This is a genomic window from Streptomyces sp. NPDC023541, from assembly GCF_055559995.1.
In genome coordinates, this window is record NZ_JBVHJO010000004.1 from 38,326 (window position 1) to 62,033 (window position 23,708).

Below are 23,708 nucleotides of genomic sequence, written 5' to 3' on the forward strand. Positions count from 1 at the left end.
CGCGCCTCAAACGCCGGCGGGGCTGAGGGGAAGTCGGGGGCGGTTACGGGCTGCGTGCCTCAGGCGCCGGCGGGGGCGGCGCGCAAGCGGGCGAGGGCTTCGGTCAGGGGGAGTTCCTCGCGGGTGCCCGTGGCGCGGTTCTGGAGTTCGACGACCTCGTCGGCCGAGCGGCGGCCCGCCACCAGGATCCACGGCACGCCGATCAGCTCCGCGTCCGTGAGCTTCACGCCCGGGGAGAGGCCCGGCCGGTCGTCCAGCAGGACCCGGAGCCCCGACGCGGCCAGGACCGTCGCCGCCTGCTCGGCCAGAGCCAGGGGTACCGCCTTGCCCGCCGCGACGACGTGGACGTCGGCCGGGGCGACCGCCGCGGGCCAGCACAGGCCGCGCTCGTCCGCCGTCTGCTCGGCGAGTGCGGCCACCGCGCGGGAGACGCCGATGCCGTAGGAGCCCATCGTGACCCGCACCGGCTTGCCCTCGCGGCCCAGCACGTCCAGCCCGAAGGCGTCCGCGTACTTGCGGCCGAGCTGGAAGATGTGCCCGATCTCGATCGCGCGGTCGAGCCGCAGCCCGGCGCCGCAGGAGGGGCAGGGGTCGCCCGGCTCCACGACCACCACGTCCAGGTACCGGTCCACCTCGAAGTCACGGCCGCAGACCACGTTGCGGGCGTGCGTGTCGGGCTTGTTGGCGCCCGTCACCCAGGCGGTGCCCGGAGCGACCCGCGGGTCGGCCAGGTAGCGGACCTTCTCCAGGCCCTGCGGGCCCACGTACCCGCGGACGAGGTCGGGCCGGTCGGTGAAGTCCTCGGCGGTGACGAGCTCGACGACCGCGGGGGCCAGGTGCTCGCCCAGCTTGCCGAGGTCCACCTCCCGGTCCCCGGGCACGCCCACGGCGACGATCTCGCCGTCGACCTTCACCAGGAGGTTCTTCAGCGTCGCCGAGGCGGGGACCCCCAGGTGCGCGGCGAGGGTCTCGATCGTCGGAGTGTCGGGGGTGTCCACCTCCTCCAGGGGCGGGTGCTCCGCGGACACGGGGGCCGCCGGTGCGAAGGTCACGGCCTCGGTGTTGGCCGCGTAGTCGCAGGAGGGGCAGTCCACAAAGGTGTCCTCGCCGGCCCCGGCCGGGGCCAGGAACTCCTCGGACGCCGACCCGCCCATCGCCCCCGACACCGCCGAGACGATGCGGTGGTCCAGGCCCAGCCGCTCGAAGATGCGGACGTAGGCCTCGCGGTGGAGCCGGTAGGACTCCTCCAGCCCCTCGTCGGACACGTCGAAGGAGTACGAGTCCTTCATCTGGAACTCGCGGCCGCGCAGCACGCCCGACCGGGGCCGGGCCTCGTCGCGGTACTTGGTCTGGATCTGGTACAGCATGACCGGCAGGTCCTTGTACGAGGTGCACTGGTCCTTCACCACCAGGGTGAAGATCTCCTCGTGGGTGGGGCCGAGCAGGTAGTCCGCGCCCTTGCGGTCCTTGAGCCGGAACAGCAGGTCGCCGTATTCCGACCAGCGGCCGCTCACCTCGTACGGCTCCTTCGGCAGCAGGGCCGGGAGCAGCACCTCCTGGGCGCCGATGGCGTCCATCTCCTCGCGGACCACGCGGCTGACGTTGTCCAGGAGCCGCTTGCCGAGCGGCAGCCACGTCCACACACCGGCGGAGCTGCGCCGGACGTATCCGGCCCTGACCAGGAGCCGGTGGCTGAGGGTTTCGGCGTCGGCCGGGTCCTCGCGGAGGGTCTTGGCCATGAGGCGGGACATGCGCTGTACGTGATGTGTGGACATGCCCGGGAGGTTACCGGGGGCCCGTGGACCCCGGAAACCATTTCAGGCCCTGGTCAGCGGCAGTGGGGCGCCCATGACGGCGTACGGGAGGCTCGCGCTCGGGAAGTGGACCTGGCGGGCGAGGTCGACGTAGCCGAGGGCACGGTAGAGCCCGCGGGCGGGGCTCTCGGTGTCGATGGCGGAGAGGATCGAGCGGGGCTCGGCGGCGGCGTCGGTGATGGTGGTGATCAGGGCGCGGCCGACGCCGTGGCCCTGGAAGCCGGGGTGGACGTGCAGTTCGGTGATGACGAAGGAGTCGTCCAGCCAGTCCTCGTGCCCGCCGGACCGCAGGTACGGCTCGACGATGGTGGACCACCAGTGGGTGCGGTCGTTGGGCATCCCGTACACGAATCCGGTGAGCGCGCCGTCCTCGGCGAAGGCCCCGAGGGCGCGGGCGCCCCTGCAGGTCATGTGGCGCTGGACGATGTAGCGCCGGATGCCGACCTCCTCCTCGCTGAGGCCGAAGGCGACGGCCTGCACGCGCAGGGCCTCGTCCACGCGGGCGGCGAGGTCGAGGGGGCCGATACGGACTCCGGAAGGCAGCATGCGGCGACCTTACTTCGGGGTAAGGGTGTGCCGGAATGCCGCGTCCGGAGTCGTCCGGCGGTTCAGAACAGCACGCTCATGAACGCGCCGACCTCACGGAAGCCCACCCGGCGGTAGGCGGCCCGCGCCGCGGTGTTGAAGTCGTTCACGTAGAGGCTGACCACGGGCGCCACGTCGCGCAGCGCGTACTCGACGACGGCGGCCATCCCGGTCTCCGAGTGGCCGCGGCCGCGGAACTCGGGGGCCACCCAGACGCCCTGGATCTGGCAGGCGCGGGGGGTGGCGGCGCCGATCTCCGCCTTGAAGACGATCTTGCCGTCCTCGACGCGGGCGAAGGAGCGGCCGCCCGCGACGAGCTCGGCGACGCGGGCCTGGTACAGCAGTCCGCCGTCTCCGGCCATCGGCGAGACGCCGACCTCCTCGGTGAACATGGCCACGCAGGCGGGCATGATCAGGTCCATCTCGGTCTTGCGGATCCGGCGGACCTGCGGGTCCGCCTCGACCGTGGTGGAGGGACGGTCGATGACCATGAGGGGCTGGTGGGCGCGGACCTCGCGGGCCGGGCCCCAGCTGGGTTCCAGGAGCTGCCACAGCCGCCGGGTGGGCTCGGCGGGGCCGACGATGGAGGAGCAGCGGCGGCCGGTGCGGCGGGCCCGGTCGGCGAAGGCCCGTACGGCGTCGGGCTCGGCGCAGACGGGCACGAGGTTGGCTCCGGCGTAGCAGAGTGAACGGAGCTCGCCGCCGGCGTACCAGCCCCACATCTCGCCGCCCAGGCGCCAGGGGTCGAGTCCGGCGACTTGGACCCGGGAGGTGACGAAGGCGTTCTCGACCGGCTCGCGTCCGAGGATGTCGAGCGCGGCGTCGAGATCACTGGGCTCAAGGACCCGGGTGGTGGTCTGCGTCAACACTGGGGCCTCACCATGCAAGTCTGCTGATCTCCGCACTGTACCCGGCGGCGCCGGGCGATGCCGCGTCCACAGGTCACGAAAAAGCCCCGGCCCCGCTCCCGAACTGCGGGAACGGGGCCGGGGCCGAGTGCCGGTGGCCGGATGGCTCAGACGCCGATGGCGACGGTCGGCTCGCCGCTGGTGACGCCGTCGGCCTCCATCTGCGCCGCGATCTTCATCGCCTCTTCGATGAGGGTCTCGACGATCTTCGACTCGGGGACGGTCTTGATGACCTCGCCCTTCACGAAGATCTGGCCCTTGCCGTTGCCGGAGGCGACGCCGAGGTCGGCCTCGCGGGCCTCGCCCGGGCCGTTGACGACGCAGCCCATGACGGCGACGCGCAGCGGGACCTCCATGCCCTCCAGGCCCGCCGTGACCTCTTCGGCCAGCTTGTAGACGTCGACCTGGGCGCGGCCGCAGGAGGGGCAGGAGACGATCTCCAGGCGGCGCGGCTTGAGGTTCAGCGACTCCAGGATCTGGATGCCGACCTTGACCTCCTCCGCCGGCGGTGCGGAGAGGGAGACGCGGATGGTGTCGCCGATGCCCTCGGAGAGCAGGGCGCCGAAGGCGACGGCGGACTTGATGGTTCCCTGGAAGGCGGGCCCGGCCTCGGTGACGCCCAGGTGCAGCGGGTAGTCGCAGGCGGCGGCCAGCTGGCGGTAGGCGTTGACCATGACGACCGGGTCGTTGTGCTTGACCGAGATCTTGATGTCGCCGAAGCCGTGCTCCTCGAAGAGGGAGGCCTCCCACAGCGCCGACTCGACCAGGGCCTCGGGGGTGGCCTTGCCGTACTTCTTCAGCAGTCGGGCGTCGAGGGAGCCGGCGTTCACACCGATGCGGATCGGCGTGCGCGTCTCGTTCGCGGCCTTCGCGATCTCCTTGACCTTGTCGTCGAACTGCTTGATGTTGCCCGGGTTCACGCGGACCGCGGCGCAGCCGGCGTCGATCGCGGCGAACACGTACTTCGGCTGGAAGTGGATGTCGGCGATGACCGGGATCTGCGACTTCTTGGCGATCACGGCGAGCGCGTCGGCGTCGTCCTGCGTCGGGCACGCCACGCGGACGATGTCGCAGCCGGAGGCGGTGAGCTCGGCGATCTGCTGGAGCGTCGCCCCGATGTCGGAGGTCCTGGTGGTGGTCATCGACTGCACGGAGATCTGTGAGTCGCCACCGACGGCCACCTTGCCGACCTGGATCTTGCGGCTGACCCTGCGGTCGGCAAGCTTCGTCGGCACGGCCGGCATTCCGAGAGAGATGGCAGTCATCTGCTGTGCAACCCCAAGGTGTGGATCAAGGTCCCGAGATCGGCGGGCTCCAGGCTTCGAGATTACGCCAACCCAGGGGCGGGCCGTGCATCCGAGGGGGTGCGCCACCCGAACGTAGGGAGCCGGGCACGATCCGTGCCCGGCTCCGGTACGACTGGGATACGGCCCCGCAAACTAGGTGATCTTGATGGGGTTCACCACGTCGGCCACCATCACCAGCAGGGTGAAGCAGATGAACAGGCCCGCGACGACGTACGCGACGGGCATCAGCTTCGCCACGTCGAACGGGCCGGGGTCGGGGCGGCGGAAGATCCGTGCCACGCCCCGCCGGAGCGACTCCCAGAGGGCGCCGGCGATGTGCCCGCCGTCGAGGGGGAGCAGCGGCAGCATGTTGAAGAGGAACAGCGAGAGGTTGAAGCCGGCCAGCAGGTTCAGGAAGAACACCAGCTGGTGCTGGGCGGGGATGTCGAGGGTGAAGATCTCACCGCTTACGCGGGCCGCGCCGACGACGCCCATCGGGCTGTCCTGCTTGCGCTCGGCCCCGTTGAAGGCCGCGTTCCACAGGTCCGGGACCTTGGAGGGCAGGGCGACCAGCGACTGCACGCCGGCCTCCATCATCTCGCCCATGCGCTCGGCGGACTGGCCGAAGGACTGCGGTACGTAGCCGGAGGCGGGTGCGAAGCCGAGGAAGCCGGCGGTGACGTACTCGTCCTTGACGTATGCGCCGCTGCCGTCCGTCTTGGCGACCTTGTTCTCGATCAGGTTCGCCTTGAGGTCGAGGCGCTCGCCGGCCCGGACCACGGTGATCGTGGCGGGGCCGACGGTGGCGCGGATGTCCTTCTGGAGGGCGGACCAGTCGTCGACCTGGCGGCCGTTGAAGGCGACGATCTTGTCGCCGGCCTTGAGGCCCGCCGCCCTCGCGGGTGCGGCCGGGTCGCCGGGCCGGCACTTGTCGCGCTTCTCGCTCTGCTGGATGACGCAGTCCGAGACGGTGGCGACCGAGGTGGTCTGGGTGTTCAGCCCGAAGGTCATCAGGGTGGTGAGGAAGATCGCCACGGCCAGGACCAGGTTCATGAACGGGCCGGCGAACATCACGATCACGCGCTTCCACGGCTTGCGCGTATAGAAGAGCCGGGTCTCGTCGCCGGGCCGGAGCTCCTCGTACGCCGCCGAGCGCGCGTCCTCGATCATCGACCGGAACGGCGAGGTGGACCGGGCGGTGACCTTGCCGTCCTGGCCGGGCGGGAACATCCCGATCATGCGGATGTATCCGCCCATGGGGATGGCCTTGATCCCGTACTCCGTCTCGCCCCTCCTGCGCGACCAGACGGTCGGGCCGAAGCCGACCATGTACTGCGGCACGCGGATGCCGAAGAGCTTGGCCGTGGAGAGGTGCCCCAGCTCGTGCCACGCGATGGAGACCAGCAGGCCGACCGCGAAGATCACGATTCCGAGCACCGTCATCAGAAGTGTCATGCGCGCGCCTCCGCAGCGGCCCGAGCCGCCATCTCCCGCGCCCGGGCCCTGGCCCAGGCCTCTGCTTCAAGGACGTCCTGGACGGTCAGGGAGGTTCCCGACTCCGGAGTCCCGTGCTCATCGACCACGGCAGAGACCGTATCCATGATTGCTGTGAACGGCAGCCGACCGGCCAGGAACGCCTCGACGCACTCCTCGTTCGCCGCGTTGAACACGGCGGGGGCGGTGCCGCCGAGGGCGCCCACGTGCCGGGCGATGCCGACGGCGGGGAAGGCCTCGGTGTCCAGCGGGAAGAACTCCCAGGTGGACGCCTTGGTCCAGTCGAAGGCGGGGGCCGCGTCCGCGATCCGCTGGGGCCAGCCGAGGCCGATCGCGATGGGGCCGCGCATGTCCGGCGGGGTGGCCTGGGCGAGGGTGGAGCCGTCGGTGAACTCCACCATCGAATGCACGTACGACTGCGGGTGGACCACGACCTCGATCTGCTCGAACGGGATGTCGTAGAGCAGGTGCGCCTCAATGACCTCCAGGCCCTTGTTGACCAGGGTCGCCGAGTTGACGGTGATCACCGGGCCCATGGCCCAGGTCGGGTGCGCGAGCGCGTCCTCGACGGTGACGCGTGCCAGCTCGGCGCGGGTGCGGCCGCGGAAGGGGCCGCCGGAGGCGGTCACCACGAGCTTGCGCACGTCGGCGCGGGTGCCGGCGGCCAGCGCCTGGAAGAGCGCGGCGTGCTCGGAGTCCACGGGGATGATCTGGCCGGGCTTCGCGAGGGCCTTGACCAGCGGGCCGCCGACGATCAGCGACTCCTTGTTGGCCAGGGCCAGGGTGCGGCCGGCCCGCAGCGCGGCGAGAGTCGGCGCGAGGCCGATGGATCCGGTGATGCCGTTGAGGACGGTGTGGCACTCGGAGGCGGCGAGTTCGGTCGCGGCCTCCGGCCCGGCCAGGATCTCGGGCAGCGCCTCACCCGGCCCGTACTCGGCGCCGAGCGCCTCCTTCAGGGCCGGTACGACGTCTTCGCGGGCGACGGCCACCTTCTCGACCCGCAGCAGCCGGGCCTGCTCGGCCAGCAGCGCCACCCGGCCGCCGGCGGCGGACAGTGCGGTGACCCGGAAGCGGTCCGGGTTGCGCAGGGCGAGGTCGATGGCCTGGGTGCCGATGGAGCCGGTGGACCCGAGGATCACGATGTCCCGGCGGCCGGCCGCGGCGTCGAAGAGGAGGTGCGGGTCGGCGAGGGGGGCTGGACGGTCGCTCATGCCCCCCATTGTTGCCGCAAGTCAGGGGCGGCCCGACACGGAGCCCCCTTCCGTGACCCGCAGGAGGAGGTGCGGGAGCGTTCCGGCGAAGTCGGGGAGCGTGCGGGCGGTCCGCCACCAGGCCTCCGGGTCCTCGCCGAGGGCCACGGTGAGCAGCCGGTACGCCTCCGCGTGGGCGGCGAGGACGGCGCCTGCGTGGTCGTGCCGGTCGGGGTGGTCGACGTCGCCGAGCCAGTGGTCCTCGTCGAGGGCCCAGCAGGCCGGCAGCTTGTGCCGGATCACGTCGATGCCGGTGAGCAGGCCGCGGTCGAGGCAGTCGCGCACCCAGCGGATGTCCTCGTCGACGCTCTCCATGGGCACGGCGAGGCTCGCGAGGGCCAGTTCGCGCTCGACGTCGCCGGTCGGCTCGGCGGCGGTCGGGGCCAGGTGGCGCACGGCCCGGGTGAGCTCGGGGTACGCCTCCCCCGCGCCGTCCGGTTCGGGCAGGGTCCCGTCGACGACGCCCGCAACCAGTGCGGGCAGCGGCCCCGGGTGGCGGGCGGCGTGCCGCAGCAGCTCCGCCCACAGCCGCGGGTCGTCCCCCAGGGGGCGCAGGGCCCGCATCACGGCGGTCTGCATGCCGGCCTGCTCGGGCAGGGTCCAGCGCAGGGAGCGGCGGGCGGGAAGGTGGCCGAGGAGCAGGGTGTGGCGGGCGGGGGCGACGTGGGTGACGAGTTCCTCGTGGGTGAGCCGGCCCATGCGGACGGCGCGGACGGCCGGCCGGTGCCAGGCGTGGGCATCCGCCGGCGCCGCGGCGGTGGCGAGCAGCCCGCCGACGGTCTCCCGGGGCAGGTCGGCGACGAGCAGCAGGGCCTCGACGGAGCCGGCCGTCAGCGGCAGGCGGGAGTGCTCGGCGATCAGCTGCTCCGGGGCGAGCTCGTGGGGCAGCGCCAGGATGTCCAGGGGGACCCGCGGTCCGCGCCGGCCGTGCCGGCGCAGCAGGCCGAGCGTCTCGGCGGTGGTGAGGGGTTCCGCGCCGGGGTCGCGGCCCAGCTCGGCGCGGAGCACGGGCAGGAGTTCCGGCGGCGTGCGGCGGCGGGCGTAGCGGGCGGGCCCGGGCAGGCCGGGCAGGGGCCGTCCCACGACGCGGGGGTTGCGGGCTATGTAGCCCCGGTCGGCCGCGCCCGCGTGGCGCAGCAGCAGGGTGACGGTGGAGGCCGCCAGCCATTCGTCCCGGCAGAGGTACTTGAGGGTCGGCCCGTCGAGCCGGCGGGTCATGTCGACGACGACGTGGTCCGGTGCGTGGCGCAGCAGGTGCGCCACGCACCAGGCCAGCCGTCGGCTGGTGCGGTCTTGCTCGGCCGTCGGCATCGTTCTCGTCCGCCTCGTGCTGTGCTCGTACGCGTACCGGTTCCGTACGCGTACTCATCCTCGTACGTCTGTCCGACGTGCGGCGATGATCGCAGGTCAGCGGATGGGGCGGTGCACGTTTTTTCGGGTCGAGGCGCCGGGGGCGGCGTCCGCGATCCAGGGGCCGTCGCCCGACGGGTCGAGGACGCCCTCCTCCAGCCAGGCGTAGGTCCCGGACAGGACGCCCGCGACCACCTTGCGGTCGAGGTCGTCGGTGTTGGACCAGAGCCGGCCGAAGAGCTCCTCCACGCGCAGCCGGGACTGCTCGCAGAAGGCGTCGGCCAGCTGGTAGGCCTCGCGGCCGTGCTGTCCCGAGGCGCGCAGGTGCTCGGCGCGGACGCAGGCCGCACTCATCGCGAAGAGTTCGGCGCCGATGTCGACGATCCGGCCGAGGAAGCCCTGCTTGGTCTCCATGCGGCCCTGCCAGCGCGACATCGCGTAGAAGGTGGACCGGGCGAGTTTGCGGGCGCTGCGCTCCACATAGCGCAGGTGGGTGGAGAGGTCGGGGTGGCCGCCGGGGTGGAAGGCCCGGTAGGTGCCGGGGACGTGGCCGGGGCCGGTGGCCAGCTTGGGCAGCCAGCGGGCGTAGAACCCGGCGGCGCGGGCGCCGGCCCTGGCCTTGTCGCCGAGGTCCTTGTCGGGGTCGATGAGGTCGCCGGCCACCGACAGGTGGGCGTCCACGGCCTCGCGGGCGATCAGGAGGTGCATGATCTCGGTCGAGCCCTCGAAGATCCGGTTGATGCGCAGGTCGCGGAGCATCTGCTCGGCGGGGACGGCGCGCTCGCCGCGGGCGGCCAGGGACTCGGCGGTCTCGAAACCCCGTCCGCCGCGGATCTGGACCAGTTCGTCGGCCATCAGGCAGGCCATCTCGGAGCCGTAGAGCTTGGCGAGGGCTGCTTCGATGCGGATGTCGTTGCGGTCCTCGTCGGCCATCTGGGAGGCGAGGTCGACGACCGCTTCGAGGGCGAAGGTGGTGGCGGCGATGAAGGAGATCTTGGCGCCGACCGCCTCGTGCCGGGCGACCGGCCGGCCCCACTGCTCGCGCACGCCGGACCACTCGCGGGCGATCTTCAGGCACCACTTGCCGGCGCCGACGCACATGGCGGGCAGGGAGAGCCGGCCGGTGTTGAGCGTGGTGAGGGCGATCTTGAGGCCGGCGCCCTCGGCGCCGATGCGCTGGTCGGCGGGGACCCGCACCTGGTGGAAGCGGGTGACGCCGTTCTCCAGGCCGCGCAGGCCCATGAAGGCGTTGCGGTGCTCGACGGTGATGCCGGGCGAGTCGGCCTCGACGACGAAGGCGGTGATCCCGCCGCGGTGGTTCTCCGACTTCGGCACCCGGGCCATGACCACGAGCAGGTCGGCGACGACCCCGTTGGTGGTCCACAGCTTCACCCCGTCGAGGACGTAGGCGTCGTCGCCGTCCGGGACGGCGGTGGTGGCCAGGCGGGCGGGGTCGGAGCCCACGTCGGGTTCGGTGAGCAGGAAGGCGCTGATGGCGGTGGTGGCGCAGCGCGGCAGGTAGGCGTCCTTCTGGGCCTGCGTGCCGAACATCTTCAGCGGCTGGGGCACGCCGATCGACTGGTGGGCGGAGAGCAGGGCCCCGATGGCCGGGCTGACCGAGCCGACGAGGGCGAGCGCCTTGTTGTAGTAGACCTGGGTGAGGCCGAGGCCCCCGTACTTGGGGTCGATCTTCATCCCGAGGGCGCCGAGCTCCTTGAGCCCGCGCACGGTCTCGTCGGGGATCTTCGCCTCGCGCTCGATGAGGGCGCCGTCGATACGGGTCTCGCAGAACTCGCGCAGCCGGGCGAGGAAGGCCTCGCCCCGGCGGACGTCCTCGTCGGCGGGGAGCGGGTGGGGATGGATCAGGTCGAGCCTGAACCGTCCCAGGAAGAGCTCCTTGGCGAAGCTGGGTTTGCGCCAGTCCTGTTCCCGGGCCGCTTCAGCGACCTGTCGTGCCTCGCGCTCGGTCACCTTGGGCTGTGTGCCGCTGGGCTGTACGGGCTGTGTTGCGGACATGCGGGGACTCACCTCGCCGCCGGAGTCGGTGGTGCCGGCCCACTGGCCGGTGCTACCTGTGAGTCGTACCCCGCCCGGCCGCGCGGGAAAAGCCGGGGCGGACCAGTCGGGGGAACCGCCCGGCCCGGGGGCCGGACCCGGCCCGGAAAAGGGGGACGGCCGGAGCCCCCGCACAGTGGGCTCCGGCCGTCGGCTCTTCGGCCGTACGAGATCAGATGTCGAGGCCGGTCAGGACCAGGACCCGCTCGTACGTGTAGTCGTCCATCGCGTAGCGGACGCCCTCGCGGCCGACACCGGACTGCTTGACGCCGCCGTACGGCATCTGGTCGGCGCGGTAGGACGGCGCGTCGCCGATGATCACGCCGCCGACCTCGAGCTCGCGGTGGGCACGGAACGCGGTCTGGACGTTGCGGGTGAAGACGCCGGCCTGCAGGCCGAACTTCGAGTCGTTCACCGCGGCGAAGGCCTCGTCGGTGTTCTCGACCCGCAGCAGGGTGAGGACCGGGCCGAAGACCTCCTCGGTGGCGAGCTTGACGCCTTCGGGTACGTTCGCCAGGACGGTCGGCTCGTACGAGGCACCCTCGCGCTTGCCGCCGGTGAGCAGCTTGGCGCCGGCGGACACGGCCTCGTCGACCCACGACTCGACGCGCTCGGCGGCGGCCTGGGAGACCAGGGGGCCGACGTCGGTGGCGTCGTCGTTCGGGTCGCCGGTGACCTGCGCCTGGACCTTCGCGACGACCTTCTCGACGAGACGGTCGTAGACGGAGGCGTCGGCGATCACGCGCTGCACGGAGATGCAGGACTGGCCGGCCTGGTAGTTCGAGAAGGTCGCGATGCGGGTCGCGGCCCAGTCGAGGTCGGCCTCGGAGGACCAGTCGTCCAGGACCACGGCCGCGGCGTTGCCGCCGAGCTCCAGGGTGCAGTGCTTGTGGGGCACCGACTGCTGGATGGCGTAGCCGACGGTGTCGGAGCCGGTGAAGGAAATAACGGGCAGGCGCTCGTCCTTGACCAGGGCGGGCATCTTGTCGTTCGCGACCGGCAGGACCGACCAGGAGCCGGCCGGGAGGTCGGTCTCGGCGAGCAGCTCGCCCAGGATCAGGCCGGACAGCGGGGTGGCCGGGGCCGGCTTGAGGATGATCGGCGCGCCGACGGCGATGGCCGGGGCCACCTTGTGGGCGCACAGGTTCAGCGGGAAGTTGAACGGCGCGATGCCGAGGACCGGACCCTTGACGAAGCGGCGGGTCAGCGCGAGACGGCCGACACCGCCGGCGTCGGTGTCGAGGCGCTGGGCCTCACCGCCGTTGAAGCGGCGGGCCTCCTCCGCTGCGAAGCGGAACACGGACACCGCACGGCCGACCTCACCGCGGGCCCACTTGACGGGCTTGCCGTTCTCGGCGGAGATCAGCTGGGCGATCTCCTCGGTGCGCTCGACGAGCCGCTTGGACACGTGGTCCAGGGCCGCGGCCCGTACGTGGGCGGGGGTCGCGGAGAACTCCGCCGTCACGGCGTACGCCGCGGCCACGGCCTCTTCGACCTGCTCGTCGGTGGGCACGCTGACCGTGCCGACCAGGCGGCCGTCCCACGGGGAGTGGACGTCGAAGCTGTCCTCGCCGGTGGCCTGGCGGCCGGCGAGCCAGAAGGCGTGGGTGGAAGTCATGCGAATCCCGGCCCTTCGGAAGTGTGCGGTGGGTCCTGACCCCTCCACCGTAGGACTCCCCGGGGGATTCGGCGTTTATCCGGGGTGTAGTACCTGCCGTCGGGGTCGCGCCGGTTTGTCACTGTCGCAGCCGGGCGGGCCCCTCGCGGTTCACTGGCCGGCGGCGGAGGTGGCCTTGAGGGCGAGCCACAGCTCCATGCGGACGTCGGGGTCCTCCAGGGAGCGTCCGAGGATCTCCTCGACCCGCTTCATCCGGTAGCGCAGGGTGTGCCGGTGCACGCCGAGGTCGGCGGCGGCCGCGTCCCACTGGCCGTGGCGGGAGAGCCAGGCCTGCAGGGAGGCGACGAGGTCGCCGCGGCCCGTCGCGTCGTGCTCCCGCAGGGCGCGCAGGGTGCCGTCCGCGAAGGCCCGTACCGCGTCGTCGGCCAGCAGCGGCAGGACTGAGCCCGCCGCCATGTCCTCGTGCTCCACCATCGGGCGGCCGCGCCGGCGGGCCACGGCGAGGGCCTGGTCGGCCTGCTTGAGTGCCGCCGCGACGCCGCCGGGCCCGGCGGGCGCGGACAGCCCGACCACCAGTTCGTCCGGCTCGGGGCCGGCCGCGTCCCGGCCGCGCCGGGCCTCCAGGGCTTCCGCGTGGTCCGTGCACGCCTGCACGGCCGAGCCGGCGTCGGAGGCGAGGACCACGAGCCGTCCCGGCTCCGGGACCACCAGCAGCGCCTCCCCGGTGCGGGCGGCCGCCGACTCCACGGTGTCGGTCAGCAGCGCCAGCCCCTCCGGCTGCGCGGTTCCCGCCAGCGCCGGCTCGGCCACGATCAGCCGGAACGGCGCGTCCAGCAGGGACCCGTACAGGTCCCCGGCCACGGCCCGGGCGTGGTCGGGCTCCCCCGCCAGCAGCATCCGCAGCACCGCCGCCCCCAGCCGGGACTCGGCGTCGTGCAGCGAGCGCGACCGCTCGGTGGTGAGCGTCAGCAGCGCGACCGCGGAGTGCACGGCGTAGCGCTCGGCCGTGCCCAGCGGGGCGCCGGTACCGACGGCGAGCGCGCCCCGCGCCCGCCGGCCGGTGCCCAGGGACTGCAGCTCGACGCGGTCCTCGGAACCTCCTACCACGGCGCTCGCGGGCGCCGGCCGCTCCCGCAGCCGCTCCACGTCCGGGGTCAGCCGGGCGGCGCGGCGCGCGGCCCATTCGGGGGCGGCCGCCACGACCGCGCCGGAGGTGTCGTAGAGCGCCGCCCAGCCGTGCACGTGCGCCGCGAGCTTCGCCAGCAGCTCGGCCGGCCCGTCGGCGGAGAGCGCGGCGCGCGTCAGTTCCCGCTGCGCCTCGAAACCGGCGGTAACCGCCCGGTACTGGTCCGCCGCGAGCGCCGCGGAGACGGCCTTGCTGATCGCCAGGAAGGGCGTCCGGCGCGGCACCTCCAGCAGCGGCATGTCCTCGCTCCGCGCGGCGTCGACGAGCGCGTCGGGGACCGCTTCGTAGTTGACGCCGATCGCGAAGCCGATGCCGACCACCCCGGCCGCGGCGAGGCGGCGTACGTAGCGGCGCATCTCCTCGGGGTCGTCGGCGTCCAGCTTCATCGCGGTGATCAGGAGCAGTTCCCCGCCCTCCATATAGGGGACGGGGTCGGCCAGCTCGCTGACGTGGGCCCAGCGCACGGGGGTGTCCAGGCGGCTCTCCCCCGCCCGGACGCTGAGCTTGAGCGCCGAGTGCTGGACGAGTGAGGCGAGGGTCAGCGGCATCGGTTACCAGGGGCCTTAGCGGGAGGGAGCGGGAGGGGAAGCGGGGAGGAGCCGCCGACGCTTTTCGCCGTGTCGTACGAACGACTCCCCTCGATTCTGCCACCTCGTACGGGTCGGGGGGGCGGGTCAGGCCGTTCCGGCCAGGCGGACCAGCAGCGGGGCCGCCCGTTCCCCGCTGACGGAGGTCAGCGACAGCACAGCGTGCCCGGGCGGCACGGCGTGCGCCAGGTCCGAGGCGGACCACCGCTCCCGTTCCACCTGCCGCACCGTCACCGCGTCCGTGGTGACCGCCTTGCCGGTGACGAGCTTGCGGAAGGCGTGGATCGCCCGGGTCAGCGGCTGGTCGGCGAAGACCGTGCGGTGGGTGACGTCACGCGTCTCCACCCATTCGGTTCCCCAGGCCTCCGCGAAGCGCTTGCCGTCCCAGGTGGTGACCCCGGCGAAGGCCATCCGGCAGCCGACCGCCCCCAGCAGGGGCGTGCGCAGTGCCTCCGGTACGTCGTCCAGCGTGCGCAGCGTGAGCAGTACGCCGGCGTGCGCCGAGCGCAGCCGCTGGACGCCGCGCACGGTCTCCGCGGTCAGGGTGTGGGAGGCGTCGTCGAAGGCGAGGAAGGCGAAGAGGGAACGGTCGACGCGGGCGGTCGCGGCGGCGTTGAACTGGGCGAGCAGCAGCCGGGCCAGCATCCGGGAGGCGTCGGCGTGCCCCCGCTCGGGGAGGTCGACGCGGACCCGGATGGGGTGCTCCAGGGCGCGCAGCGAGAAGGGCCGGCCCTGGCCGGTGGTGTCGAAGAACCCGGCGAAGGCGGGCCGGTCCAGCAGAGCCACCCGGTCGGCGAGGGCCGGTCCGGGGTCCCCGTGCGCCCCGTGCTGGCGGGTGCGGGCGTCGAGTTCGCGCAGCATGGCGTGCCGCGCGGCGCCGTCGGCGGCGAGCTCGCGGCGCAGGGCGTCGAAGGCGGCCGGGACCTGGTCGAGCAGCTCGCGCAGCTCGGGCACGGCGGGGAAGCGGCCGTACGCGGCCCGGAACGGCCCGAGGAGCTGGGCGAGGGCGGTCGCCGCACGGCGTACGTCGATCCCGGGGACGTCTCCGACGAAGGCTTCGGCGAGCAGGGTCGCGGCCTCGTCGGGGTCGGTGGCGCCTCCGTAGAGGTCGAGGTCGTAGACGGAGGCGGGGTCGCCGATGCGGACCACGACGTCGTAGGCGGTGTCCGGCCCGAGCTGGGCCCCGGCGGCGCCGACGGCGACGACGGCGGCCTGCCCGGCGAGCGCCTGGAGGGCGAGGGACTCCACGACGGGCCGCACCAGGCGCTGCGTCTTGCCGGTGCCGGAGGGGCCGACGGCGAGCAGGGAGGTGCCGAGCACGTCGGGGTCGAGCGCGAGGGAGGTGCCGCGGCGGGCGTACGGGTTGCGGACGCCGTCCTCGACGGTGCCGAGGAGCACCTGTCGGGCCAGCAGGTCGTGCCGGGCGGCCCGCACGGGCAGGTCCCGGTCCCCGGAGGGGTGCACGCAGGCCCCGGCGCCCTTGTCGCGGACGGAGTCGGCGAAGGCGCGCATGCGGGAGGGGTCGACGCGCACGGATTCCCAGGCGCGGCGGATGCGCGCGTAGTCCACGTCGTTCATCCGCCCGCCCCCGGCCTCCCCTTCGAGCCGATCGGCCGCCTCCACCAGCCCGGCCCCCCGCAACTGCGGCCACCGCACGGGATCGTCGGCGCCCCCCGCCTCGGGGCGGGGCGGTTCGGCGGAGTGCAGCGGACGTGCGGCCCGGCCTCGTAGCAGCCGGCCCAGCAGCTCGGGCCACCGGCCGAGGCGCCCGAAGCCGACGATGAGGAGGGTGGCGACGATGGCGTACCAGATGTACGAGGCCACGACGGAGGGGAAGGTCCCCGCCCAGGAGTCGGGCGTGAACATGTAGAGCGGCCACAGCCAGAAGCCGCCGAGGTAGCCGTTCCACAGCAGGGACCAGAGCAGCAGGCCTGCCAGCAGTGCGATCAGGGCTCCGCTGACCAGCTGGCGGGTGGGGGTCACCTCGGGCTCCTCCGCGGCCCGCGGCACGTGTCCGTACGTCCACACGCCCGGCCCGTCGGAGGAGCGTGGGAAGCGCAGCCAGTCCCCCAGTGCCGGCCCGGCCGTCGGCGCGTGGGTCGGCTTCGGCGGGGTGGCCGGTCTCGGAATGTGCCCCGTACGGCCCGTGCGCGTCTCGTGCGTGCCGTCGGTGTCCATGAAACCCCTGCCCCCTGACCGTGCCTGCGGTGCTGCGTCGCTCAATGTAGTGGTCGCCGGCGCCCGGTGGGTGTACCCAAGTCGTGTTCGCGGCAGCGGTCATGACACTCAGTCGGGACCGCGGCAGGCACGGGGGCTCTCGAGGACGGGATGATCACCCGGTGACCTTGCGGAACCGGGCGCGATCAAGGGCTGCCGGCCCGGCGGGCGGCCTGGAGCGTCCTTGCGCGGGCCGCGCCGAGGAAGGTGGACGACGGAGCTCTATGGCCGTGGCGGACAAGGACACGCTGAGATCACTACCGAACGGAGCATGCAGGACCCCCGCTCCCGGGCCTAGCCTGCGGACAAAGACACAAGTGCGTCCGAAAACACCCCCCAGGAGCCCTCTATGACCGCTGTCCCGCAGGAGCGCAAGATCGTCACCGCGATCCCCGGCCCCAAGTCGCAGGAGCTGCAGGCCCGGCGCCTGCAGACCGTGGCCGGCGGCGTGGGCTCCGTGCTGCCCGTCTTCACGGCCCGCGCGGGTGGCGGCATCATCGAGGACGTCGACGGCAACCAGCTGATCGACTTCGGCTCCGGCATCGCCGTGACCTCCGTCGGCGCCTCCGCCGAGGCCGTCGTGCGCCGCGCCTCCGCGCAGCTCGCCGACTTCACCCACACCTGCTTCATGGTCACCCCCTACGAGGGCTACGTCGAGGTGTGCGAGGCCCTCGCCGAGCTGACCCCGGGCGACCACGCCAAGAAGTCGGCGCTGTTCAACTCCGGTGCCGAGGCCGTCGAGAACGCCGTCAAGATCGCCCGCTCGTACACCAAGCGCCAGGCCGTCGTCGTCTTCGACCACGGCTACCACGGCCGTACGAACCTCACGATGGCGCTGACCGCGAAGAACATGCCGTACAAGCAGGGCTTCGGCCCCTTCGCCCCCGAGGTCTACCGCGTCCCGGTCGCCTACGGCTACCGCTGGCCCACCGGCGCCGAGAACTGCGGCCCCGAGGCCGCCGCCCAGGCGATCGACCAGATCACCAAGCAGATCGGCGCCGAGAACGTCGCCGCGATCATCATCGAGCCGGTCCTCGGCGAGGGCGGCTTCATCGAGCCGGCCAAGGGCTTCCTGCCGGCGATCGTGCAGTTCGCCAACGACAACGGCATCGTCTTCGTCGCCGACGAGATCCAGTCCGGCTTCTGCCGCACCGGCCAGTGGTTCGCGTGCGAGGACGAGGGCATCGTCCCGGACCTGATCACCACCGCCAAGGGCATCGCGGGCGGTCTGCCGCTCGCCGCCGTGACCGGCCGCGCCGAGATCATGGACGCCGCCCACGCGGGCGGTCTGGGCGGCACCTACGGCGGCAACCCGGTGGCGTGCGCCGGTGCGCTCGGCTCCATCGAGACCATGAAGGAGCTCGACCTCAACGCCAAGGCGAAGAAGATCGAGTCCATCATGAAGGCCCGCCTGACGGCCATGCAGGAGAAGTACGAGATCATCGGCGACATCCGCGGCCGCGGCGCCATGATCGCGATCGAGCTGGTCAAGGACCCGGTCTCCAAGACCCCGTTCCCGGAGGCGGCCGGCGCGCTCGCCAAGGCCTGCCACGCCGAGGGCCTGCTCGTCCTCACCTGTGGCACCTACGGCAACGTGCTGCGCTTCCTCCCGCCGATCGTGATCGGCGAGCACCTCCTGAACGAGGGCCTGGACCTGATCGAGGCGGCGTTCGCGGCCATCGGCACGGAGATCTGAGCCACGCCGGTACGACACCCGCTCGAACGACTAGAACGTCCGAGCGCAGCGCCCGCCCCCCGTACCGACGGTAACGGGCGGGCACTGTGAAGAAGCTGTGGGGGGCCGATGGCGGGAGCGCGTTCCTGCTGTCGGTCCCCCTTCCGCTGCCGTACGGTTTCTGCAGATGAGTGAAACAGCCCGCTCCGGGGAAACCGGGGGCGATACCAGTACCGGGCTTCCCCAGCGCCGTACTGGGCATGCGTTCGCGCACACTCCTCACCGATCGGACGGCCGACCGCCCCAAACCCCCCGGGGCGTCCGGCAACCCGGTCCGGGCGGCCGTCCCGGAACCATCCCCCCTGTTCCGGGACGGCCGGCCACCCTTTCCGGCGAACTCGCCGCCTGCGCGCTCTGCGCGCTCCTCTTCGCCCTGATCACCTGGCAGGTCCTGGTGCGGGGCCCTCTGCTGTCCTGGGACGCCCGGCTGAGCGGCGCGCTGGTGCGCACCGTCCCCGACCCGGCCACCGAGGGCCTCTCCGACCTCGGGAACATCCCGGTCGCCCTGCCCGTGCTGCTCCTCGCCGCCGCGTACGCCGCCCTGCGCGGGAACCGCCGCGGCGCCGTGGCCGCGATCGCGGCGATGGCCCTGGTGCCGGCCCTCGTCGTCCCGCTGAAGGAGTGGACCGCCCGCCCCGGCCCGCTGGAGCCGTGGGCCGCGGGCTATTTCCCCTCGGGCCACACCGCGACGGCCTTCGTGGCGTACGCGGGCGCGGCCCTGCTGCTGCGGCCGCACCTGGGCCGGTGGTGGCCGGCGGCCGCCGCCCTCGTGCTCACGGGGGCGACAGCCGTCGGGCTGGTGCTGCGGGGGTTCCACTGGCCGCTGGACGTGCTGGCCAGCCTGCTGATGTGTACGCCGCTGCTGCTGGCGGTCAGGCGGTCCTGCCGCAGCACGCCTCGAAGTTCCGGCTGAACTCCCGGCCGCCGAAGCGGTCCCCTTGTCAAGGGCTCCGGCACTCCCCGGCCAGCGCGCGTGCGGCGGCCTCGTGCATGGCCGGCTCCGGCAGGACCGGGTCCGTGAGGGTCCCCTCCCCGTCCGGGAGCACCGTCCAGCGCACTCCGGCGGTCGCCCGGCCCGGGTACGGGACCTCGATCCACGCCCCGCGCCCGGCCCCCCGTACGCCCGTGCCGATCCGGTGGGAGGCGGTGCCCGCGGGCACGAAGAAGCCCAGCCGCGATGCGCCGCAGTCGGCGAGCACCGGGCCGGGCCGGTCGGTCAGCAGGGCAGCGCGGTCGGCTCAGCTGTCGAAGCCGAGGCCGAGCTTGTCCATCGCCTTCAGCCACAGGTTCCGGTGTCCGCCCCGGGCGTCCGCGCGGGCCAGCGACCACTTGGTGAGCGCGATCCCGGTCCAGGCGAACGGCTCGGGCGGGAACGGCATCGGCTTGGACTTCACCATCTCAAGCCGGGTGCGCTCGGTCGACAGGCCGTCGAGCAGGTCCAGCATCACGTCCGCGCCGAAGCGGGTGGCGCCCACTCCGAGGCCGGTGTAGCCGGCCGCGTACGCCACCTTGCCGGAGTGCGCCGTTCCGAAGAAGGCGGAGAAACGCGAGCAGGTGTCGATCGCGCCGCCCCACGCGTGGCTGAACTTCAGCCCCTCCAGTTGGGGGAAGGCGGTGAAGAAGTGTTCCGCGAGCCGGAGGTAGGTCTCGGGGCGGTGGTCGTACTCGGAGTCGAGCTTGCCGCGGTACGGATAGATCGCGTCGTAGCCGCCCCACAGGATCCGGTTGTCCCTGGTGATCCGGAAGTAGTGGAACTGGTTGGCGCTGTCGCCCAGGCCCTGCCGCCTCTTCCAGCCGATTGCGGCCAGCTGCGCGTCGTCCAGCGGCTCGCTCATCAGGGCGTAGTCGTAGACCGGGACGGTGAAGGGGCGGATCCGCCGGACCAGTGACGGGAAGATGTTGGTGCCCAGGGCGACCCGGCGGGCGAGGATCGTGCCGTAGGGGGTCTGCACGGTCATCCCGCGCCCCGCCGGGGCGAGCTTCAGGCCGCGGGTGTTCTCGTAGATCCGCACCCCCAGGTCCAGGCACGCCCGCTTCAGGCCCCAGGCCAGTTTCGCCGGGTTGAGCATGGCGACGCCGTCGCGGTCCCACAGGCCGGCGAGGAAGGTCGGGGAGTCGACCTCGGCGCGCACGGCGTCCCGATCGAGCCATTCGGACCCGCCGGCCAGGCCGAGGCGGAGCGCCTCCTCGTGGAGTTCGCGCAGCTCCTCGACCTGGTGGGGTTCGGTGGCGACGTCGATCTCGCCGGTCCGCTCGAAGTCGCAGTCGATGCCGTAGCGGGCGACGGCCTCCTCGATGGCGTCGAGGTTGCGGGCGCCCAGCTCCTCCAGCTTCGCCAGCTCGCCGGGCCAGCGGGCGATCCCGTTGCCCAGGCCGTGGGTGAGGGAAGCGGCGCAGAAGCCGCCGTTGCGGCCGGAGGCGGCCCAGCCCGCCTCCTTGCTCTCGATCAGTACGACGTCCCGCCCGGGGTCGCGCTCCTTGGCGAGCAGCGCGGTCCACAGGCCGCTGTAGCCGCCGCCGACGACCAGCAGGTCGCAGCGCTCGTCAGAGGTGAGCGCCGGCTCGGCGGCCGGCTTGCCGGGGTCGTCCAGCCAGTACGAGACCGGCTTCGCTTCGGAAAGTGATGCAGCAACACTACGCATGGCGACTGGGGCCATGGCTTCCAACTCCCTACGGAACTGACGACGTGCTTTTCCGAATTACTTCGGTTGTGCCTTCTTGCGGCGGTTGCCGGCCATCTGGCCGGCGAGGACCACCAGCACCGCGATGACGAACATCGCCGTGCCGATGACGTTGATCTGCACGGGCGTACCGCGCTGGGCCGAGCCCCACACGAACATGGGGAAGGTGACGGTGTTGCCCGAGTTGAAATTGGTGATGATGAAATCGTCGAACGAGAGCGCGAACGAGAGCAGCGCGCCCGCCGCGATACCGGGTGCCGCGATCGGCAGGGTGACCCGCAGGAAGGTCTGCACCGGGCTCGCGTAGAGGTCCCGGGCGGCCTCCTCCAGCCGCGGGTCCATGGACAGGACGCGGGCCTTGACGGCGGCGACGACGAAGCTGAGGCAGAACATGATGTGGGCGATCAGGATCGTCCAGAAGCCCAGCTGGATGCCCATGTTGAGGAAGAGCGCGAGCAGCGAGGCCGCCATCACGATCTCCGGCATGGCCATGGGCAGGAAGATCAGCGAGTTGACCGCGCCGCGCGCCCTGAAGCGGTAGCGCACCAGCGCGAAGGCGATCGCGGTGCCCAGGGCGGTCGCCGCGAGCGTGGACCACAGGGCGATCTGCAGCGAGAGCCCGAGGGAGCCGCACATGTCGGCGACGCCGCAGGGGTCCTTCCAGGCGTCGAGCGAGAACTCCTGCCAGGCGTAGTTGAAGCGCCCGGAGGGGTTGTTGAAGGAGAAGACGGTGACGACGACGTTCGGCAGGATCATGTACGCGAGCGTGGCGAGCCCCGCGATCACGACCAGGTTGCGCCGCAGCCAGGTGAGGGGGGTGCGCATCAGACCAGGTCCTCCGTCCCCGCTCGGCGGATGTAGATGGTGACCATGATCAGCACGATCGCCATGAGAATGAAGGACAGCGCGGCCGCCGTCGGGTAGTCGAGGATCCGCAGGTACTGCGACTGGATGACGTTGCCGATCATCCGGGTGTCCGTGGAGCCGAGCAGTTCGGCGTTCACGTAGTCGCCGCTCGCCGGGATGAAGGTGAGCAGGGTCCCGGAGACCACGCCCGGCATGGAGAGCGGGAAGGTGACCTTCCGGAAGACCGTGGCGGGGCGGGCGTACAGGTCTCCGGCCGCCTCGTGGAGGCGGGTGTCGATGCGCTCCAGAGAGGAGTACAGCGGCAGGATCATGAAGGGGAGGAAGTTGTAGGTCAGGCCGCAGACGACCGCGAGCGGCGTGGCCAGCACCCGGTCCCCCTCGGTCATGCCGAGCCAGCTGGTGACGTCGAGGAAGCCGATCGCGTTGAGTCCGGCGACGACCGGTCCGCCGTCGGCGAGGATCGTCTTCCAGGCCAGCGTGCGGATCAGGAAGCTGGTGAAGAACGGGGCGATGACCAGGACCAGGAGCAGGTTGCGCCAGCGGCCGGCCTTGAAGGCGATCAGATAGGCCAGCGGGTATCCGAGCAGCAGGCACAGCGCGGTGGCGGTGCCGGCGTAGAGCAGGGAGCGCAGGAACTGCGGCAGGTACTCGGTGAAGGCGTCCCAGTACGTCGGGAAGTGCCAGGTCACCTCGAAGCCCTCTTCGAGGGAGCCGGTCTGCACCGAGGTGGAGGCCTGGTAGACCATCGGCAGGACGAAGAAGACCAGCAGCCACAGGATGCCGGGGAGCAGCAGCCAGTACGGGACCAGCCGCTTGCGCACGGACGGCTTGTGGGCCGGGGGTCCGGCGGGGGCGGGCGCCTGGGGCGGCGCGGCGGTGGCGGTCACGCGCTCTCCTCGACCGTCTCGATGCCCGCGTCGCCCATCGTCCCTGCAAGCACGGACTGGCCGGCGTCGAGGCCGAAGGTGTGCTCCGGGTTCCAGTGCAGGACCACCTCGGCGCCCGGGACCAGGCGGCTGTCGCGCTCGATGTTCTGGACGTAGACCTCGAGCTGGGGGCAGACCGGGCTGTCGATGACGAACTGGGTGGAGACGCCGATGAAGGAGGAGTCCGCGACACGGCCGGTGATCTTGTTCCGGCCGGTGGCTATGGTGTGCTCCTCCTCGGCCGGGACCAGGGAGATCTTCTCCGGGCGCACACCGACCAGCAGCTTCCCGCCGGCGCTGGGCGTGGTCGAGCATCGGGCGGCGGGCAGCCGGAGGGTGGTGCCGCAGGCCGAGACCACGACGTCGGAGCCGGCGGACTCCACGGAGGCCTCGATGAGGTTGGAGGTGCCGAGGAAGTTGGCGACGAAGGTGGTCCGCGGGTTCTCGTAGAGCTCGGCGGGGGCGCCCAGCTGCTCGACACGGCCGCCGTTCATCACGGCGACCGTGTCGGCCATGGTCATGGCCTCCTCCTGGTCGTGCGTGACGTGCACGAAGGTGATGCCGACCTCGGTCTGGATCCGCTTGAGCTCCAGCTGCATCTGGCGGCGCAGCTTGAGGTCGAGGGCGCCGAGCGGCTCGTCGAGGAGCAGCACCTGGGGGTGGTTGATCAGGGCGCGGGCGACGGCGACGCGCTGCTGCTGGCCGCCGGAGAGCTGGTGCGGCTTGCGCTGCGCGAACTGGCCGAGCTGGACCAGGTCCAGCATGTCGTCGACCTGCTTCTTGACCGACTTGATTCCGCGGCGGCGCAGGCCGAAGGCGATGTTCTCGAAGATGCTGAGGTGCGGGAACAGCGCGTAGCTCTGGAAGACCGTGTTGACCGGGCGCTTGTACGGCGGCAGGTCGGTGACCTCCCGGTCGCCGAGGTGGACCGTGCCGGTGGAGGGCTCCTCCAGTCCCGCGATCATGCGCAGGGTGGTGGTCTTGCCGCAGCCGGAGGCGCCGAGCAGGGCGAAGAAGGAGCCCTGGGGAATGGTCAGGTCCAGCGGGTGCACGGCGGTGAAGGTGCCGTAGTGCTTGCTGATCCCGGAGAGGCGGACGTCGCCGCCCGCGGTCTTGTCAGTCATGGATGGTCCCGGGGTTGGGTGGGCG

The 23,708-nt window shown here is 72.2% G+C and carries 17 protein-coding genes and 1 pseudogene; 2 read left to right on the plus strand and 16 right to left on the minus strand.

Annotated features, from left to right (window positions below; genetic code table 11):
* Window positions 1-59: 59 nt before the first annotated feature.
* The 11 genes from ACZ3X1_RS10735 to ACZ3X1_RS10785 all read right to left on the minus strand — a co-directional run bounded on the left by ACZ3X1_RS10735 (window position 60) and on the right by ACZ3X1_RS10785 (window position 16,311).
* Complete coding sequence (locus tag ACZ3X1_RS10735) at window positions 60-1,775, minus strand: proline--tRNA ligase (RefSeq protein WP_467278665.1); 1,716 nt, start codon at window positions 1,773-1,775, stop codon at window positions 60-62.
* Window positions 1,776-1,817: 42 nt separating this feature from the next.
* Window positions 1,818-2,360 (minus strand): GNAT family N-acetyltransferase, encoded by a 543-nt coding sequence (locus ACZ3X1_RS10740; RefSeq protein WP_356813322.1) that lies wholly within the window; start codon window positions 2,358-2,360, stop codon window positions 1,818-1,820.
* Between the two features lie 62 nt (window positions 2,361-2,422).
* Window positions 2,423-3,268 (minus strand): GNAT family N-acetyltransferase, encoded by an 846-nt coding sequence (locus tag ACZ3X1_RS10745; protein ID WP_356813323.1) that lies wholly within the window; start codon window positions 3,266-3,268, stop codon window positions 2,423-2,425.
* A gap of 146 nt (window positions 3,269-3,414) precedes the next feature.
* Entirely contained in the window at window positions 3,415-4,572 is a 1,158-nt protein-coding gene (ispG, locus tag ACZ3X1_RS10750; protein WP_467278670.1) for a flavodoxin-dependent (E)-4-hydroxy-3-methylbut-2-enyl-diphosphate synthase, read from the minus strand.
* A 174-nt stretch (window positions 4,573-4,746) separates the two neighbouring features.
* Window positions 4,747-6,048 (minus strand): M50 family metallopeptidase, encoded by a 1,302-nt coding sequence (locus ACZ3X1_RS10755; RefSeq protein WP_356813324.1) that lies wholly within the window; start codon window positions 6,046-6,048, stop codon window positions 4,747-4,749.
* A complete protein-coding gene (dxr, locus tag ACZ3X1_RS10760) occupies window positions 6,045-7,298 on the minus strand; it encodes a 1-deoxy-D-xylulose-5-phosphate reductoisomerase (RefSeq protein ID WP_356813325.1) in 1,254 nt (417 codons plus the stop codon). Before dxr ends, ACZ3X1_RS10755 begins: the two co-directional genes overlap by 4 nt.
* A 21-nt stretch (window positions 7,299-7,319) precedes the next feature.
* Entirely contained in the window at window positions 7,320-8,648 is a 1,329-nt protein-coding gene (locus ACZ3X1_RS10765; protein WP_467278674.1) for a hypothetical protein, read from the minus strand.
* 96 nt (window positions 8,649-8,744) lie between these two features.
* Complete coding sequence (locus ACZ3X1_RS10770; protein WP_390076204.1) at window positions 8,745-10,703, minus strand: acyl-CoA dehydrogenase family protein; 1,959 nt, start codon at window positions 10,701-10,703, stop codon at window positions 8,745-8,747.
* Window positions 10,704-10,914: 211 nt separating this feature from the next.
* Window positions 10,915-12,360, minus strand: coding sequence for an aldehyde dehydrogenase family protein (locus ACZ3X1_RS10775; RefSeq protein ID WP_030037191.1), 1,446 nt, complete (start codon window positions 12,358-12,360; stop codon window positions 10,915-10,917).
* A 150-nt stretch (window positions 12,361-12,510) separates the two neighbouring features.
* Window positions 12,511-14,094, minus strand: coding sequence for a PucR family transcriptional regulator (locus ACZ3X1_RS10780; RefSeq protein WP_356813328.1), 1,584 nt, complete (start codon window positions 14,092-14,094; stop codon window positions 12,511-12,513).
* 126 nt (window positions 14,095-14,220) lie between these two features.
* Window positions 14,221-16,311 carry an ATP-binding protein gene (locus ACZ3X1_RS10785; RefSeq protein WP_467278682.1) on the minus strand — a complete coding sequence of 697 codons (2,091 nt, stop codon included), beginning with the start codon at window positions 16,309-16,311 and terminating at the stop codon, window positions 14,221-14,223.
* A 388-nt stretch (window positions 16,312-16,699) separates the two neighbouring features.
* Between ACZ3X1_RS10785 and gabT the strand changes: the two genes are divergently transcribed.
* Together gabT and ACZ3X1_RS10795 are read left to right on the plus strand one after the other, a co-directional pair.
* Window positions 16,700-18,046 carry a 4-aminobutyrate--2-oxoglutarate transaminase gene (gabT, locus tag ACZ3X1_RS10790; RefSeq protein WP_356813330.1) on the plus strand — a complete coding sequence of 449 codons (1,347 nt, stop codon included), beginning with the start codon at window positions 16,700-16,702 and terminating at the stop codon, window positions 18,044-18,046.
* 433 nt (window positions 18,047-18,479) lie between these two features.
* Complete coding sequence (locus ACZ3X1_RS10795) at window positions 18,480-18,998, plus strand: phosphatase PAP2 family protein (RefSeq protein WP_356813331.1); 519 nt, start codon at window positions 18,480-18,482, stop codon at window positions 18,996-18,998.
* Between the two features lie 28 nt (window positions 18,999-19,026).
* Here ACZ3X1_RS10795 and ACZ3X1_RS10800 read toward each other — a convergent pair.
* From ACZ3X1_RS10800 to ACZ3X1_RS10820, 5 genes and pseudogenes are all read right to left on the minus strand, one after another.
* A pseudogene (locus ACZ3X1_RS10800) lies at window positions 19,027-19,305 on the minus strand (hypothetical protein); the annotation flags it as partial.
* Window positions 19,306-19,323: 18 nt separating this feature from the next.
* The gene (locus tag ACZ3X1_RS10805) at window positions 19,324-20,742 is read right to left on the minus strand and encodes an NAD(P)/FAD-dependent oxidoreductase (protein WP_390076199.1); all 1,419 of its coding nucleotides are present in this window, start codon (window positions 20,740-20,742) and stop codon (window positions 19,324-19,326) included.
* Between the two features lie 42 nt (window positions 20,743-20,784).
* Window positions 20,785-21,591, minus strand: coding sequence for an ABC transporter permease (locus tag ACZ3X1_RS10810; protein ID WP_356813333.1), 807 nt, complete (start codon window positions 21,589-21,591; stop codon window positions 20,785-20,787).
* Window positions 21,591-22,520 carry an ABC transporter permease gene (locus ACZ3X1_RS10815; RefSeq protein ID WP_467278689.1) on the minus strand — a complete coding sequence of 310 codons (930 nt, stop codon included), beginning with the start codon at window positions 22,518-22,520 and terminating at the stop codon, window positions 21,591-21,593. The genes ACZ3X1_RS10810 and ACZ3X1_RS10815 overlap by 1 nt, the downstream gene beginning before the upstream one ends.
* Window positions 22,517-23,683 (minus strand): ABC transporter ATP-binding protein, encoded by a 1,167-nt coding sequence (locus ACZ3X1_RS10820; RefSeq protein WP_356813335.1) that lies wholly within the window; start codon window positions 23,681-23,683, stop codon window positions 22,517-22,519. Before ACZ3X1_RS10820 ends, ACZ3X1_RS10815 begins: the two co-directional genes overlap by 4 nt.
* Window positions 23,684-23,708 lie beyond the last annotated feature (25 nt).

Coding starts and splice junctions, on each gene's coding strand:
- dxr (WP_356813325.1), bottom strand. CDS start 7,298: ATGAGCGACCGTCCAGCCCCCCTCGCCGACCCGCACCTCCTCTTCGAC.
- ACZ3X1_RS10810 (WP_356813333.1), bottom strand. CDS start 21,591: ATGCGCACCCCCCTCACCTGGCTGCGGCGCAACCTGGTCGTGATCGCG.
- ACZ3X1_RS10820 (WP_356813335.1), bottom strand. CDS start 23,683: ATGACTGACAAGACCGCGGGCGGCGACGTCCGCCTCTCCGGGATCAGC.
- ACZ3X1_RS10780 (WP_356813328.1), bottom strand. CDS start 14,094: ATGCCGCTGACCCTCGCCTCACTCGTCCAGCACTCGGCGCTCAAGCTC.
- ACZ3X1_RS10775 (WP_030037191.1), bottom strand. CDS start 12,360: ATGACTTCCACCCACGCCTTCTGGCTCGCCGGCCGCCAGGCCACCGGC.
- ACZ3X1_RS10805 (WP_390076199.1), bottom strand. CDS start 20,742: ATGGCCCCAGTCGCCATGCGTAGTGTTGCTGCATCACTTTCCGAAGCG.
- ispG (WP_467278670.1), bottom strand. CDS start 4,572: ATGACTGCCATCTCTCTCGGAATGCCGGCCGTGCCGACGAAGCTTGCC.
- ACZ3X1_RS10735 (WP_467278665.1), bottom strand. CDS start 1,775: ATGTCCACACATCACGTACAGCGCATGTCCCGCCTCATGGCCAAGACC.
- gabT (WP_356813330.1), top strand. CDS start 16,700: ATGACCGCTGTCCCGCAGGAGCGCAAGATCGTCACCGCGATCCCCGGC.
- ACZ3X1_RS10740 (WP_356813322.1), bottom strand. CDS start 2,360: ATGCTGCCTTCCGGAGTCCGTATCGGCCCCCTCGACCTCGCCGCCCGC.
- ACZ3X1_RS10755 (WP_356813324.1), bottom strand. CDS start 6,048: ATGACACTTCTGATGACGGTGCTCGGAATCGTGATCTTCGCGGTCGGC.
- ACZ3X1_RS10770 (WP_390076204.1), bottom strand. CDS start 10,703: ATGTCCGCAACACAGCCCGTACAGCCCAGCGGCACACAGCCCAAGGTG.
- ACZ3X1_RS10765 (WP_467278674.1), bottom strand. CDS start 8,648: ATGCCGACGGCCGAGCAAGACCGCACCAGCCGACGGCTGGCCTGGTGC.
- ACZ3X1_RS10785 (WP_467278682.1), bottom strand. CDS start 16,311: ATGGACACCGACGGCACGCACGAGACGCGCACGGGCCGTACGGGGCAC.